Raw genomic sequence first — 15460 nt, 5'->3', positions numbered from 1 at the left:
CACACTCAAGCTTCTGATACGCTGCCGCCTGTATTTCGTTTCAACTCCCGCAGCTTTGAATATCTATACCAGACAACAAAGCCTAAAGAGCATAAGCTCACCGCAAACAGCATCATATATACATGCTGGTAAGCAGCAGCCGGAGCCGCCTTGCGCTGCGCGTGCAGCAGCAGTCCGCAGACAGCGACGGACACGGAGCCGCCGAAGAACTGGATCAGCTGCAGCAGCCCCATGCCGGAGCCGATCCAGTTGCGGGGAAGAATCCGTGAGGCCTCGTTATTCAGGGAGGCCATCGTTGCCGAGAAGGACGGCGAGAAGCACAAATATCCCAGCAGCAGGACATACGGGGATACCGGCAGCCCGAGCGCAAAAACGGCCAGGACGGCAGCAAGCAATCCATGACCGATAAGCAGGAAGCGGAGATTGCCGTACCTGTCAATCCAGTGGCCCACATAGCGGGTCAGGAAGGCGGACAGAATCGCTCCCGGTGCGATGAAGAGGCCGATGCCCAGCGCCGATTTATGGAACAGGCCGGCCAGGACAAGCGGCATCAGGAACAGATTGCCGAGATTCAGCACAAGTATGCAGAATCCGGCAGCCGTCAGCTTCAGATAACCCGGCATGCGCAGCAGCTGCGGGTTGATGAAGGAATTCTCCGCCCGGCTGAGATGACGGGCGTGAATCAGCAGCGAGACTACGCTTGCCGCGAGCCACAGGTACGACTGGCTGGTTACCGCCAGGAGCAGGCTGCCGGCGTTAAGCACGGTTAGTGCTGCACCCGTAACATCAAACGCCGCGCGCTGAGGCTGTTCCTTCGGCAGCAGGCGGAGCAGCACAGGCAGGACAACGAGCACGAGGCAGGTAATGCCGAACAAGCCGTTCCAGCCGAAATACTCGCTGATCAGGCCGCCGGCAATCGGCCCCAGCCCGAATGCCATCGCACTGCCGGCGGAGATCATGGCAATCGCCGCTCCCCGTCTGGCCACCGGAACGTAACGGCTCGCCAGGACAAGTCCGAGACCCGCCATCACTCCGGCTCCTGCAGACTGCATAATACGGGTAAAGAGCAGCAGGCTGAAGCTGTGTGCGAATAATCCGGTAAGCGAGGCCAGTCCCAGCGTGGTCAGGCCGATGCTCAGCAGCCTGCGGATCGGCACCAGATCAGACAGACGGCTATAGATGACTGTCGACAGAGCGTAACCGATGGAATAGCTCGAGATGATCCACGAGCCCAGATCAGCGGTGATCTGCAAATCCTGGATTATCGTCGGCAGCGACACATTAAACATGGTGGTGTTCATAACAACGATAAACAGACAAAAGGTCCACAGCGGCATTACAACTTTGTCGTTCATTTCTCCATCCCTATCTATATTATCTGTTCAGGCTTAAGTAAATTCTATGCCTAACAAATAATAATCGCAATAAAGATGTGCTCGTTTACAGCTGTTTCCGGGCCCAGTCGTCCAGCCCGGGATCAGGTGTAACCCCCAGATCCCTCTGCAGCAGCAGCGTATACTGGCTGTAATGATTCCTGAATCCGATGGAATCTCCCAGCTCGGTGTAGCTTCTCAGGATACAGCGGCAGATCTGCCCGGAATACGGATCCGCGTTCTGGAGGGCAATCAGCCTGTCCAGCGCCTGACGGGGACGCCCGGCAGCTAATTCGTAATCGGCTGAACAGAGGGCCATCCGGATGAAGCGGGCCTGCAGCTCCTTGCGCCTTGTCTCCGCCCAGTCGTAATGATGCTCTTCGAGATAATCCCCCCGGTACAGGCCCAGCACCGCTTCCCTGCGCTGCCATTCTTCTTCAGACTCCACGGGTGTGCTGCGGTAGCCCTGCTCGAACTCTTCCACATCAAGCAGGAGATTCTCCTTGGTCAGCCTGTAGCGTTCCTGTGAGAATTCTACAAGAATCTCAAAGTCCCAGGCTTTGAGCAGCTTGCGGATATGATAGACCGTCGTATGCAGATTGGTCAATGCCTTCTCGGGCTTGAAGTCCGGCCATACCAGGTCAACGATTCTATCCTTAAGCATCCATTGCCCGCGGTTATGCAGCAGCAGGGCGAATACCTCCTGCGCCTTGCTAGTCCTCCACTGCAGCTTGCGCCCCGGCTCAAGCACGTCCAGAAACTCCAGCCGTTTGAAGCAGAGCAGCTGCTTGGGTGGCGGAGCAGCTGCGGGCTGTGGCTGCTCCGCCTGTTCCTTATACTCTTCGGTATGCACCTTGCCGGCCTCCAGCCGTTCAAGTGTCTTGCTGAGCCGCTGTGAGGTAACCGGCTTCAGCAGATAGTCGGCCGCATTCAGCTCGAAGGCTTCAATTGCATACTCACTGTATGCGGTAATATAGACAATCCGGGTGCTGCGGCTCAGCCCGGTAATATGCTCTCCCGCCTCAAGGCCGTTCATCTCCGGCATACCGATATCGAGGAACACGATATCGACATGCTCCTGCTCCAGATGCTCCAGCCCCCGCCTTGCAGAGGTATACTTCCCGGTAATTTGCAGACGCCCGTCCTTCAGGAGCAGGCGTTCCAGATGCTGCAGCGCAGGCTTTTCGTCGTCGATTAGTATCGCTTTCACTTGGAAGGATTCACCTCTTGTTTGTCTTTCTTACGATGCCGCTCATCCGGGAATGGTATAGGATATTGAAGTCCCCTGACCCGGCACACTATCAATACTTAACCCGATTCCGTACATTTTGAGCAGCCGGCGCTGAATATTACGAAGTCCTATACCGCCCTCCGTCCGCTCTTCCGACAATACCTCTGCAATCCGCTGCGGAGTCATCCCTACACCGTCATCCTTGACGGTGACGATCAGACTGCCCTGCAGCTTCTTCACTGACAGCAGGACAGTCCCGCCATCCTCCTTCTGCATCAGCCCGTGGTTGACGGCATTCTCCACAATCGGCTGAATGCTCAGCGGGGGAACGAGGCCCATAATGCCGTCCGGCACATCGAATTCAATATTCAGCCGTTCATCAAACCGTGCCTGCTCAAGGGCAAGATAGGAGGTAACCAGCCCCAGCTCCTTCTCAATTGAAACCGTCTGGCCGCGGTTCTGGAAATCGAAGCTGCTCCGCAGATACTGGCTGAGATCGAGCAGCAATTCTGTCGCCTTGTCCGGATCAACCGGACAGACCGAAATAATAGCATTAAGTGCATTATACAAGAAATGCGGCTTAATCTGCGCCTGTAAAAAAGCAATTTCCGCCTGAACAGAACTGCGGATTGATTTGCGCATATCCAGCAGTGTCTGCACACGCGCCTTGAATTCAAGCAGTTCCACCGGCTTGCTTAAATAATCATTAGCCCCTGCCTCAAAGGCGGCCTGTATATCTTCAGGGCGGCTGCTGGCCATCAGCACCAGAATCGGCAGCTCGGATAGAACATGGCGCTCACGGATTGTTTTGCAGAGCAGAAGTCCGGGCATCTCCGGTGTGACCCAATCGGCAATTACAAGATCAAGCTCAGGGTACTGCTGGATTTTGCTTATGGCCTCGGCTCCGCTGCTAGCGGTAATCACGGTATGCTTCTCCATCTTCAGCACACTTACCAGCACCTGCAGATTCACGGGATCATGATCGACAACCAGAATGAAGCAGCAGTCACCAGGCGGCGGCAATACCAGCTCTTCTGCCGGCGGCTGAACGGCAGCGGCTGTCTCCCAAATGGTCTCCCAGCCTGTGGTTTCCATAAATTCCTGTTCCAGCAGCGCTTTACTCTGCCGCATAATCGGCTGCGTGAAGCGGAAGACCGAGCCTTCCCCCAGCCTCGATTGCACCTCAATCTGTCCCCCGGCCAGCTCTACCAGGCGCTGGGTAATGCTAAGCCCAAGCCCGTTCTCCCGGTAAACCTTCTGGGCCGCCGGGCCGCTTGGATCATACGCATCGAAGATGGTGCGCAAGCGCTCAGGCGCAATGCCCTGTCCCGTATCAGTAATGATGATAGCCACCTGCTCCTCTCCAACCTCTGCGGACAGCGTTATAACACCCTGAGGCGTATAGTTGACAGCATTGGCCAGCAGATTATGCAGAATCTGTGCAAGGCGCTGCTCATCTGTCTCAAGTAAGGGCAGGAACTCCGGCAGCTCCAGCCTGAATTCAAGTTCATTATGGCCGTATACTTGACGGGTTACCTCCATAATGGAGGAAGCCGACGTCCGGAGATCGACTGCCTGGCTGCGCAGAAAGAGCGAGTCATGATTCAGCTTGGCGAAATCCGACATATCATGGATTAAGGCAGACAGGCGCTTGCCGGTAGAGACAATCATGAGCAATTGCTCTTTCTGGGCCGTGCTCACTGCACCACCGGCACCCTGCGCCAGTGTCTGGGCGAGGTTCACAATTCCCAGCAGCGGCTTGCGCAGCTCATGGGAGGTATCCGAGATGAAATCATCCTTCAAGCCGTCAAGTGTCTGCAATCTGCGCGACAGCTGCTCTACCTCCAGGAATGAGGCTGCATACTGCCGGGCCATGATCACAGCCTGTACAATCCCGAACAGGACTATCTCATAAGAAATCATGGAAGAGCCGAACGCCAGCGGAGTGAAGCTCACCAGATAACAAATGATCACAACACTAAGGCTCTCAATCCCAAGCATCATCAGGAAGCGGTCCTTCGGATTGCGTCTGGTTCCCTGGACCATAACATAGAGCACATAGCTGATGCTTATCGCCCCCCAGGTCAGGAGCAGGACCTCCAGATGGCTGAACCAATAGGCAGGAATGAATACGGATACGAGCAGCAGGACATTCGTAATAACCTTGGAGGCTCTGATCAGGGATGCCGGCACCGGATAATTTACGGAGTTCGCGACATAACGCAGCAGATAATAATAGACCAGTGTAGACGTAGCCAGCTGCAGCTTAAGTACAATCTCATATGGAAGCCCGGGCAGCATCTCCGAGATCAGCTTCTCGCCGTGAGTCAGTATATACACACAGGCTGATATACAGAACAGGCTCAAATACAGGGTGACTCCCCTGCTCTCCCTGACCTTGGAGAACATCATCAGAAATAACGCAAGGAGAATGAAGCCAAACGATGTGACCCCGTCAATAAACAAAGCAAATTCGCGGTGATTCAGGATCGAGGCCTGATTGCCGAGCACAACCGGCTGCACGATGCCTCCAGAAACATAACTATAGTTCGCTACCTGCACAATAATCTCCAGCCTATCCTCCGGTACAGAAGCGAACCCCATTACGGGAAAATTGTTCGCCTTCCCCTCTGAGGCCGTAGCGGCCGGCATCCCGCTGTTTCCGATCTCCTGTCCGTTTACGAAGATGCGGCTTGCAGAACGGATATTGCTGGTACGCAGCCCGTAGACGGCCTCCGCTCCTTGGACAATTCTGGCCTGAAGGCGGTAGGTGGCATACCCTTTGGCCTGGTCCTTGCCGGATGCGGACAGGTCATCGTTCCATATACCGGGCACCTGGATCATTGCAGGCGCTGAAGGGATTTGCCTGCCAGCTGCGCCGGCATGGAAATCTTCCGGCGACAGCAGCTGGCCGCGGTACAGCTCCCACTCCCCGTTCAGCTTCACCACCCCCCCATTGCGGAAATCCCAGGCGCGCAGATCAATGATTCCCTGCCGGGCCAACGGCATTTCATGCTTAAAATTCATAGACTGGAGGATGAACAACAGCGGGATGAGTAATACCAGCACCAGACTTCCGGCAATGCTAAGCCAATATTTTTTCATTTGATTTGCAGATCCTCTCTGGTGTCATTGTATACATGCCCTGGCAGGGCGGAATTGGAGTAATGCAAAAAGCCGATTCCCATTTATTTCGGAATCGGCTGCACTTCTTATTAGAGTTATAAACTAGGAATATTTTACTTGGCTTCTGTAACGGCAGCTGCTGCCGTGCTCTCCTTCGTCTTGGACAAGCAGATGTTGAGAATAATTGCTGTCAGCGACCCGGATACAATCCCGTTCTGCAGCAGCATTCTGGCGAATTCCGGCAGCTGGTCGAACATGGACGGCAGGACAGCCGAACCCAGACCGACAGCAATACTGCAGGCGGCAATGAGCAGATTGCCGTCTTTGCGCAGGTCTACATCAGACAGAATCGACATCCCGGAAGCAGCAACCGAACCGAACATAACGATCATCGCCCCGCCAAGCACGGCGTTTGGCACAACAGTCGTCAGCGCTGCCAGCTTCGGCAGCAGGCCGAGGACGACCATGATTCCGCCGGCGGCAAAAATTACATTCCGTGTCTTCACCCGGGTCAGCGACAGGAGGCCGACATTTTGCGAGAATGCTGTATAAGGGAACGCATTGAACAACCCGCCGAGCATAATGGCCAGTCCTTCAGAACGCAGGCCGTTTACAATCTGCTTCTGCTCTACCTTCTGATCTGTTGCCTTACCTACTGCAAAGTACACGCCGGTCGATTCGACCATAGACACAATGTTAACGATAATCATCGTGAAGATGGCAGTAAGGCTGAACTGCGGCCAGCCGAAGTAGAACGGCTGGGCGATGCTGACCCAGGAGGCTGTAGTTACCGTGGAGAAATGCACAATTCCCATTGCATAGCCGATTGCTGTTCCGGCAACCAGGCCGACCAGCACAGATACAGACCGCAGGAATCCGGTGGTCAGGCGGTTCACAGCCAGGATGACAAGCAGAGTGATCAGAGCGAGCAGCAGGTTGCGGGGCTGGCCGAAATCAGCACTGCCCTGTCCGCCGGCTACATTATTCATCGCTACCGGAATCAGTGAAAGCCCGATAATGGTTACAACCGAGCCGGTAACCACTGTAGGGAAGAACTTCAGCAGCTTCCCGTATACCGGAGCTGCCAGCACTACGAACAGCCCGGAGATGATAATCGCCCCGTACGCTGTCGCGAGATTGGAGCCGGAAGCAATCGCGATGATCGGACTGACCGCGGTAAAGGTACAGCCGAGAACAACCGGCAGTCCGCTTCCGAAATATTTGCTGCCCATTACCTGGAGCAGTGTAGCCAGCCCGCAGGTGAACAGGTCAGCGGCGATCAGATATGCCATCTGTGCACCGCTAAGGTTCAGTGCTCCCCCGACAACCAGCGGCACAATCACGGCTCCGGCATACATAGCCAGCACATGCTGCAGCCCTAGAGCGAATATCTTCTGTTTGCTTAACATCCTGCACTCTCCTCAATCAATTCTTTAGGTTCAATGAAGTGGACTTCGCCCGGGGACATCGAAGCAATCCGCGCTAAGGCATGCACCGGAATTCCGCGCTGCTCCAGCAGGCTCCGTCCCTCCTGGAAGCTCTTCTCAATCACACAGCCTACACCCAGCAGCTCGGCACCGGACTGCTCCACAATGTCGCAAAGTCCTACAAGCGCTGCACCGGTAGCCAGAAAATCATCGACAATCAGCACCTTATCATCCGGACCGAGATATTTCTGCGAAATGCTGATTCTATAATCCTCCTGGCGGGTGAATGAATGAACCGGGGCGGAATAGACGGCCTCAGAGAGCGTAACGGCTTTCTTTTTCTTGGCATAAATAAACGGTACACCCAGCGCAATTCCTGCCGCCATGGCAAACTGAATACCGCTTGCTTCCACCGTCAGAATCTTGGTGACAGGCTGTCCTCCGAAGATTGCCGCGAACTCCTGTCCGATCTGCAGCGCTAATGCTGTGTCTACCTGGTGGTTCAGAAATGAATCTACCTTCAGCACAGTGTCCGATAGAATCAGTCCCTCTTGTCTGATGCGTTCCTCGAGTACTTTCATTACGGTATTTCTTCCTCCTTAAAATAAAAAAAGACAGATCCCCTTGAGCGTTTCTCTCAAGTGAATCTGTCCTTCTGGGTTTTTGTCCCTTGGCGGTGTAACACATAAACGTGTCCGCATCGCTTGGACCAGTCCTTCCCGTGCCGCAGCACAAGAAACGGAACCCTAGATGCGCTATTTCACTCATAGTCGGATAATTACATTGGTTATCCGGTAGAAACTTATGGGCCATATTCCCAAGATTATATGAGGTATTATGATAAGCCTGCTTTTTAAAAACCTTTGTATATCTTACACGCTCTGTCGTATCGTTACAAGCAAAATTTTAAGTAGTCTTGCTATGGATTTCATAACATTTCAGTAATTACAGCTGACTTTCATCAAGCCTCCTGCTGCAGGATTGCCCGGGCCGTCTCTTCTGTGGTGAACAGCACATTCATATAGCCGCCGTTCAAGGCACCCAGAATACCCGGAACCTTCTCCAGTGATTCAGCCACGCCCACGGAATAACGCGCCCGGGACACCTGCTCCAGCTGAACGGTCAACGTCCGGCTCTCAATATCCGTAGGAACAGGCACACCGCTGCTGTCATAAAAGCGTGAGCAGATATCTCCGGCTACCCGCCCGTGCTCAAGCTCGGCAATCACGGAATCGCCGTAGAAGCCCTGCCAGGCCTCGCGGCCTTTGATCTCCATGGAGCCGATGCCGAACAGGGCAATATCGAGCTGGTCCCACAGCGCAGTAATTGTTCTGAGATAGGGTGACTTCAGCAACTGCTCCAGCGTTTCCCGCTGCTCTGTAATGGCCGGCGCATCAATCATCAGGGAGCGTGCATTCCATTTCATCGCCGCCTGATAACAGATGTTGTTCACATGGCAGCGGCTCTCCAGCGTCCCGGAGGGTCCCCCGACCATAGGAATGCAGGTGACAAAAGGGAGGGGAGCCGGTACAAGGGCGTCCGCCACCGCAGCCAGGCTGCTTCCCCAGGAGAAGCCGATTACATCCTTCGGCCGAGCGGCTTGTCCAAGCCACGCCGCGCAGGCCTGGCCTAACGCCTTAAGCTTAAGAGGTCCCGGCAATGAAGCAGCAGCCTCGACAACATGGGCCTCCTTCAGCCCGAAACGCTCACAGAGCCGGCGCTCCAGCATGTCCTGCTCCCCGGGCCCGTAATGGATGGTGATGCTCACAATCCCCTCCTGGCGCACCCGCTTCAACAGCCTGCTGATCGTCGTGCGGTAGATGCCCAGCTCCTTGGAAATCTCACTCTGCGTCATATCCTGCTCGTAGTACATCTCTGCTATTTTTATCAAAAGCTTGCGCTCGTCTCGTGAATTCATCGCTGATCCCCTGCCCTTCCGGCGAATTGACAACCTAAAACCCTGCAGATATACTGTAGGCGATTCTTTTGCACATTTTATATCATAATGCACATTTGTGCTAAAAATCAATTCAGCTAATAGAAATGAGGCGGCAAGTATGGAGGATATCAGAAACAATTGTGCCCGGGAAGCCCTGAAATATATTGAGGACCAGACCCTTATCGGGCTTGGCGGCGGTAGCACCGTAGCCTGCCTGATCAAACATATCGCTGCTGCCGGGCGGCAGGTTAAGGTGGTCACCCCCTCCTTCACTACCGCTTCCCTCTGCCTGCAGAGCGGCCTGCCGCTGCTGCCCCTATGGTCTGTGCCACATATCTCTGTTGCCTTCGACGGATGTGACGAGGTGGATGAGCAGCTGCATGCCCTCAAAAGCGGCGGCGGCATCCATACCAGGGAGAAGCTGATTGCCTCTATGGCAGACCGCTACATCCTGCTGGCGGATGAGAGCAAGCTGGTGAAGTCGCTGACGTTCCGGCACCCGGTCGTGCTCGAAGTGCTGGAAGATGCGCTCAGCTATGTCCGGCAGGCGGTTATTGATCTCGGCGGCAGTCCGGCAGCCCGTACAAGCACGGCCAAAGACGGCTATACCGTCAGCGATTATGGTCATCCGCTGCTGGATGTCACCTTCCGGGAGGTTGCAGATATTCCTGCGCTCCAGCGCAGGCTCAAGGGCATCAGCGGAGTGATCGAAACCTCGTTGTTCACGGAGGAGGTCACAGATGTGCTGGCAGCAGGACCGCAGGGTATCCGGACCCTTATCAAGCCCTAAGTCTTACCACACCCTTATCAAGGAGGATTCACATATGAGCCGGATTAACTGGGGAATTATCGGACCGGGGGCAATTGCCGCAGAATTCGCGGACGCCCTGAACGGATCGGGAGGCAGATTGTATGCCGTCGCTTCGAGAGCCTTGGGTACAGCGGAAGCATTCGCACAGCGGTATGGCGCAGTTAAGGCCTACGGGAGTTACAGCGGGCTGCTGCAAGAACCTGCGGTCGATGCCGTCTATATCTCCACACCGCACAGCCACCATTACCAATATATAATCGAGAGCCTGCACCACGGCAAGCATGTCCTCTGTGAGAAAGCCATCACCGTGAACAGCACACAATTGCAGGAAATTGACCGGCTGGCCCGGGAGAAGGGTCTGGTTGTGGCCGAGGCGATGACCATTTACCATATGCCGCTCTACAAAAAGCTCCGCCAGCTGCTGGATAAGGGCGCCCTTGGCCGGGTTAAAATGATTCAGGTCTCTTTCGGCAGCCATAAGGAGTACGATGTAAACAACCGCTTCTTCAGCAAGGAGCTGGCAGGCGGGGCGCTGCTGGACATCGGTACGTATGCCCTCTCCTTCGCCCGCTATTTTCTCTCAGAGCAGCCCGGGAAGATTCTCACCACAGTCAAGGAGTTCGAGACTGGCGTCGATGAGCAATCAGGCATCATTCTGCATAATTCCGCAGATGAAATGGCCGTAGTCTCTCTTACCATGCGTTCCAAAATGCCCAAGCGGGGCATTATCGCCGGAGAGCTCGGCTTCATTACAGTCGATAACTTCCCCCGCGCGGCCAGTGCAACCCTGCAATACCTGGACGGCACTGTGGAACTGATTGAAGCCGGCGATACCGCCAAAGCCCTGCAATACGAGATTGAAGATATGGAGCGCTTCATTGCCGGGCGGGCAGGCGCAGATACACTGCCGCTGTCGCTGGATGTTATGGAGATTATGAGCCGGGTCCGTGAGCAATGGGGCATCAGATACAGCTTTGAATAACCAGCCTCTCCGGCGGGCCCCCGTCCGCTCGTTAGGCAGCCGTCTGTTTATCACGCTGCAGCGCCCGTATTGCTCACCCTTCCCTCCTCCGCGCATTAATGGTAAGGAAAACCTATTCAAGGAGGCAGGATAAGGTGGCTAAGCAGCAGGACCGGATAACCGTTATTATTCAAAAAGGAAAGCGGCGGATTGTGACCCGCACCCCGCTGGCCGGCATTGACCGGCTTGTCTATGTTATCAATAACCAGTATACCAATGCGGCCAATACTACACAGATCGCCAGCGGAGCCGGCCGGAGCAGCGCATCCGGCAGCAACGCGGCAATCGCCTCTCCTTACACGCGCCAGCAGCAGAGCGTCGGTGCCGGGGGCGATGCTGCGAATATAGGGGCACGCGGAGGCAGCAAGCGGCCGCGGAGCCGCCGTCACGAATCCCGGCTCCAGCCTTCCGGCAGCGGACGGGAGGTGGTCATCGTTGTGAACGACCAGACTGTAAAGCTGCCGAAGGGCAGTAAGGCCTCTTCGGCCACGCAGGTCGGCAGCGGCGGCGGCACCTACAGCACCGGCGGCACCAACGCTGCGATCGAAAGCCCCGGTTCCAGGCAGCAGCAGGCTGTCGGCGGCGGGGCAGGCGGGCATGCCGTGAACTGGGCTGCCGCCCGCAGACGCCAGACGGAGCGGCGGCGGCGCGGCACAAGACGCCGTTAATGTTGCCCTAACCGGAAATAAACACCAAGAAGCCTTGATTTAACAAGGTTTTTTGGTGTTTTTTATATGTTTTCACTATCGTCTGCCCTCCAATAAAAGTATACTTATATATGTTTGGCATCCATATAGCATTACTAACTGCATTACTAACTAAACAAAGGCGGCGGACTATGAGAATAAAACAACAGGTTTGGTTAGCAGCATTAACTTCAGTACTACTGCTGGGCAGTATGATTATTATATCCTCAGTTTATTTGGAGGGGGCCCCCCGGATCTTGACTGCCGGACTCGGTCTTTGCGGAATGCTCACAGCGGCAGGACTTATGTTCAGCATTCACCGGAAGATCAGCCGGGGGCTTATAGGGATATCCGGTATCACCAGGGATATCGCTGAAGGTACAATCAATCCCTCTGCGGGAGCAGACCGGTCAACAGATGAATTCGGCCAGCTGGCATCCTCCTTCCAGGAGCTGGCTGTTGATCTCTATCACAGAACGGCAGAGGAGCGTGAGCTGCGGCTGAAGGCCGAGGAACAGGCCTGGATCAATGATCAGGTATCGACTATGGCCCTGCAGCTGCAGGGCTCTGTGCAGCTGCAGACAGCCGCACGCATATTCATCAGCCGGCTGGCAGCTGCAGTCGGGGGAAGCTACGGGGCTGTCTACTCGAAGCAGGGCGAACTGCTCCACTTCACGGCCGGCTATGCCGTAGACGAACGGGTAGACCGCAGCGCGCCCATCAGGCTTGGCAGCGGGCTGGTCGGGCAGTGTGCGCTGGACCAGGAGATGATCATTCTGCATGATCTTCCGGAGAATTACGTGAAGGTCCATTCCGGGCTGGGCGAGACTGCCCCGACTACCCTGATTGTAGCCCCTATCCTGCATGAGCAGGAGGTGGTTGCCGTCATTGAGCTGGCCAGCCTGAAGCCGCTGGGCTCCAGGGAGAACCAGTTGATCGGCCGGACCGGCCAGAACATGGGCATACTGATCAATACGCTGGCGGATGTCGCCCGAATCGAGGAGCTGCTGGTTGAGACCCAGCTGCAGAAGGAGGAGCTTGAGGCCCAGACCGAGGAACTGCTGGCCCAGACCGGCGAGCTGGAGGAGCAGAAGGAAGAGCTGCTCGCCCAAACAGAGGAGCTGCGTGTGCAGACGGGGCAATTGCAGGACCAGCGGGAAGAGCTGAAGCAGCAGGCCGACAGCCTGCTTCACTCCAACGAACAGCTGCAGACCCAAATGGAGCTCACGGAGGAGCAGAAGGCTGAAATTGAAGCCCAGGCCGCGGAGCTGAAGCAGCAGACGGAAGAGCTCTATCATTCCAATCTGGATCTGCAGCAGCAAATGGAGTTAACCCGCAGTCAGGCCGCGGAGATCCAGGCGCAGGCTGAGGAATTATCCGCAGCCAACCGCGATATGCAGAAGCAGCTGCAGATAAGTGAACAGCAGAAAGCGGAGATCGCCGATCAGGCCGAAGAGCTGCAGGCTCAGAAGGATGAGTTACTCGATCAGAAAGATCAGCTGCAGGCCCAGAAGGACGAGTTGCTGGATCAGAAAGAGCAGCTGCAGGCTCAGACCGAGGAGCTGCAAGCCCAGACTGATGAGCTGCTGACCCAGTCCGAGGAGCTGCAGGCCCAGACCGATGAGCTGCAGGCCCAGACCGATGAGCTGCTGACCCAGTCCGAAGCCATTCTCAGCCAGAAGGAGGAGCTGGCCGCCTCCAATGAGCGGCTATTGCAGCAAATCCAGCTCACCGAGCAGCAGAAAGAGGAGATCCAGGCGCAGGCCCAGGAGATCTTCATGGCCGCCCAGTACAAATCGGAGTTCCTGGCCAACGTATCCCATGAGCTGCGCACCCCGCTGAACAGCCTGCTGATCCTCTCGCAGATTCTCGCCGAGAACAAGGAGGGGAATCTTGAGGCGAAGCAGCTGGAATATGTGCATACGATCTTCTCGGCAGGCAAGGATCTGCTCCAGCTGATCGATGAGATTCTTGACCTCGCCAAGCTTGAGGTCGGCAAAATGACACCGGTGCTGGAGCCGGTATCCCTGCACGATCTCAGCAGTCATCTGTTCCGCTACTTCGAGCAGCAGGCCAAGAAGAAGAATCTCCGGTTTGATGTCCATTCCGACAGCCGGCTGCCGGAGCATCTGATGACAGACGGCCACAGGCTGCAGCAGATTATGAACAATCTGCTGTCCAATGCGGTCAAGTTCACCCCGGAGCACGGGTCCGTTTCCTTATCTATCCGCATCAGCGGCGGGGAGGCCGTCTTCGCCGTCAGCGATACCGGCATCGGCATTGCCGCCTCCAAGCTGGAGAGTATCTTCGAGGCATTCCAGCAGGCGGATGGTACGACCAGCCGTAAATATGGCGGCACCGGCCTCGGGCTGACCATCTGCCGTGAGCTGGCCGGACTGCTGGGCGGCAGAATTGAGGTGGATTCAGTTGAGGGTAAGGGCAGCACCTTCTCCCTGATCCTACCCGCGGTAGAGCCTGGCGAAGATGTCCAGGTAATGGCCGCCGCTGCCTTCGCGGCAGCAGCCGTCACAGATATGCCGGACTCCGGAGAGGCCCGCCGGGAGAGCTCCGGCTTCCGGGAGTCGTTCGTTCCCGACATCTCCATCTCCAATCCGAAGCTGCTGCAATATGCGGTGATGGAGGATGACCGCGGCCAGCTGCAGAGCGGTGACACCCTCCTGCTGATCATTGAGGAGGATGCCGAATTCGCCCGCATGCTGCTTGAGCTGGCACGCAGCCGGGGCTTCAAGGCGATCGTTGCCCTTCAGGGCGATCAGGGCCTGGCACTTGCCCACGCTTACAAACCGGACGCCATCCTGCTCGACCTTCACCTTCCGGTACTGGATGGATGGTCGATTATCAGCCGGCTGAAGAGCCGGCCGGAGCTGCGCCACATTCCGGTCCATATTATAGCAACAGCCGAAGAGCATCAGATGAGCCTCGCGATGGGGGCGCTGTCCTTCTGGAAGAAGCCGCGCGACTACGCGGAGCTTGAGGCTGCCTTCCTGCAGATTGAGACGTATATCCGCCGGCCGGTGAAGAGCCTGCTGATTGTCGAAGACAACAAGACCCTGCGCAGCAGCCTCGTCGATTTCATTGCCCATCCCGATGTGCGCATTATCGCCGTCGGGACAGGCAGGGAAGCGCTGGAGCAGCTGTCCGCCCATCATTTTGACTGCATGGTGCTGGACCTTGGCCTCTCGGATATTTCCGGGTTCGATCTGCTGGAGCAGATCAAAACCAACCGCAAGCTGCAGACACTGCCGGTCATTATCTACACCGGTAAGGATCTCAGCAAAACAGATGAGCAGCGCCTGAAGCATTACGCCGAGAGCATCGTCATCAAGAATGTCCGCTCGATGGAACGGCTGTACGACGATACCGCATTATATCTCCACCGCAAGCATGCTGACCTGCCGCCGGACAAGCAGCGGCTGATTGAGAATCTGCATAATCCGGAGTCTGCGTTCGCGGGCAAGAGCATTCTGCTCGTGGATGATGATATGCGCAATATTTTTGCTTTATCGAGTGTGCTGGAAGGCTATAATATGGATATCCGTTTTGCCCAGAACGGCAGAGAAGCGCTCGAACTGCTTGAGGCCCATCCAGGAATTGAGCTTGTCTTCATGGATATCATGATGCCGGAGATGGACGGTTACGAGACCATGCGGCAGATCCGGCTGCAGCCCGAATATGATCAGCTGGTCATTATCGCCCTGACTGCACGTGCCCTGGAGGAAGACCGGGTCAAATGCCTGCAGGCCGGCGCCTCTGATTATATTTCCAAGCCGATTAATACCACCCAGCTGGTAAGCGTGTTGAAATTATGGTTGATTCAGTAGGAGG

Annotated in this window: 10 protein-coding genes and 1 riboswitch; of the genes, 4 read left to right on the top strand and 6 right to left on the bottom strand. The window is 55.9% G+C overall.

Annotation, left to right across the window (positions count from 1 at the left end):
* Positions 1 to 5: 5 nt before the first annotated feature.
* The 6 genes from LOS79_RS26185 to LOS79_RS26160 all read right to left on the bottom strand — a co-directional run bounded on the left by LOS79_RS26185 (position 6) and on the right by LOS79_RS26160 (position 9075).
* Positions 6 to 1355, bottom strand: coding sequence for an MFS transporter (locus tag LOS79_RS26185; RefSeq protein WP_315413522.1), 1350 nt, complete (start codon positions 1353 to 1355; stop codon positions 6 to 8).
* Between the two features lie 85 nt (positions 1356 to 1440).
* Positions 1441 to 2583: a response regulator gene (locus LOS79_RS26180; RefSeq protein ID WP_315413520.1), complete on the bottom strand. Its 1143-nt coding sequence runs from the start codon at positions 2581 to 2583 to the stop codon at positions 1441 to 1443.
* Positions 2584 to 2625: 42 nt separating this feature from the next.
* Positions 2626 to 5709, bottom strand: a complete 3084-nt coding sequence (locus LOS79_RS26175) for a hybrid sensor histidine kinase/response regulator (RefSeq protein WP_315413518.1) — start codon at positions 5707 to 5709, stop codon at positions 2626 to 2628.
* A gap of 134 nt (positions 5710 to 5843) precedes the next feature.
* Positions 5844 to 7139, bottom strand: a complete 1296-nt coding sequence (locus LOS79_RS26170) for a nucleobase:cation symporter-2 family protein (RefSeq protein WP_315413517.1) — start codon at positions 7137 to 7139, stop codon at positions 5844 to 5846.
* Entirely contained in the window at positions 7133 to 7738 is a 606-nt protein-coding gene (locus tag LOS79_RS26165) for a xanthine phosphoribosyltransferase (RefSeq protein ID WP_315413516.1), read from the bottom strand. Before LOS79_RS26165 ends, LOS79_RS26170 begins: the two co-directional genes overlap by 7 nt.
* Before the next feature lie 166 nt (positions 7739 to 7904).
* Positions 7905 to 8008: riboswitch (purine riboswitch) on the bottom strand.
* Between the two features lie 110 nt (positions 8009 to 8118).
* On the bottom strand, positions 8119 to 9075 hold the full coding sequence (locus LOS79_RS26160; RefSeq protein ID WP_315413515.1) for a sugar-binding transcriptional regulator: 957 nt from the start codon (positions 9073 to 9075) through the stop codon (positions 8119 to 8121).
* Positions 9076 to 9214: 139 nt separating this feature from the next.
* Between LOS79_RS26160 and rpiA the strand changes: the two genes are divergently transcribed.
* From rpiA to LOS79_RS26140, 4 genes are all read left to right on the top strand, one after another.
* Positions 9215 to 9886: a ribose 5-phosphate isomerase A gene (gene rpiA / locus LOS79_RS26155; protein WP_315413514.1), complete on the top strand. Its 672-nt coding sequence runs from the start codon at positions 9215 to 9217 to the stop codon at positions 9884 to 9886.
* Positions 9887 to 9920: 34 nt separating this feature from the next.
* Positions 9921 to 10889: a Gfo/Idh/MocA family protein gene (locus LOS79_RS26150; protein ID WP_315413512.1), complete on the top strand. Its 969-nt coding sequence runs from the start codon at positions 9921 to 9923 to the stop codon at positions 10887 to 10889.
* Positions 10890 to 10987: 98 nt separating this feature from the next.
* A complete protein-coding gene (locus LOS79_RS26145; protein ID WP_397386693.1) occupies positions 10988 to 11596 on the top strand; it encodes a hypothetical protein in 609 nt (202 codons plus the stop codon).
* 275 nt (positions 11597 to 11871) lie between these two features.
* A complete protein-coding gene (locus LOS79_RS26140) occupies positions 11872 to 15456 on the top strand; it encodes a response regulator (RefSeq protein ID WP_315413510.1) in 3585 nt (1194 codons plus the stop codon).
* Positions 15457 to 15460 lie beyond the last annotated feature (4 nt).

The sequence above is a fragment of the Paenibacillus sp. MMS20-IR301 genome (assembly GCF_032302195.1).
Taxonomy (GTDB): domain Bacteria; phylum Bacillota; class Bacilli; order Paenibacillales; family Paenibacillaceae; genus Paenibacillus_AQ.
This window is presented reverse-complemented; position numbering and strand designations above follow the sequence as displayed.

Excerpts from the sequence above, each read along its gene's own strand:
- LOS79_RS26185 (WP_315413522.1), bottom strand. The coding sequence starts at position 1,355 with ATGAACGACAAAGTTGTAATGCCGCTGTGGACCTTTTGTCTGTTTATC.
- LOS79_RS26175 (WP_315413518.1), bottom strand. The coding sequence starts at position 5,709 with ATGAAAAAATATTGGCTTAGCATTGCCGGAAGTCTGGTGCTGGTATTA.
- LOS79_RS26170 (WP_315413517.1), bottom strand. The coding sequence starts at position 7,139 with ATGTTAAGCAAACAGAAGATATTCGCTCTAGGGCTGCAGCATGTGCTG.
- LOS79_RS26165 (WP_315413516.1), bottom strand. The coding sequence starts at position 7,738 with ATGAAAGTACTCGAGGAACGCATCAGACAAGAGGGACTGATTCTATCG.
- LOS79_RS26160 (WP_315413515.1), bottom strand. The coding sequence starts at position 9,075 with ATGAATTCACGAGACGAGCGCAAGCTTTTGATAAAAATAGCAGAGATG.
- rpiA (WP_315413514.1), top strand. The coding sequence starts at position 9,215 with ATGGAGGATATCAGAAACAATTGTGCCCGGGAAGCCCTGAAATATATT.
- LOS79_RS26150 (WP_315413512.1), top strand. The coding sequence starts at position 9,921 with ATGAGCCGGATTAACTGGGGAATTATCGGACCGGGGGCAATTGCCGCA.
- LOS79_RS26145 (WP_397386693.1), top strand. The coding sequence starts at position 10,988 with ATGGTAAGGAAAACCTATTCAAGGAGGCAGGATAAGGTGGCTAAGCAG.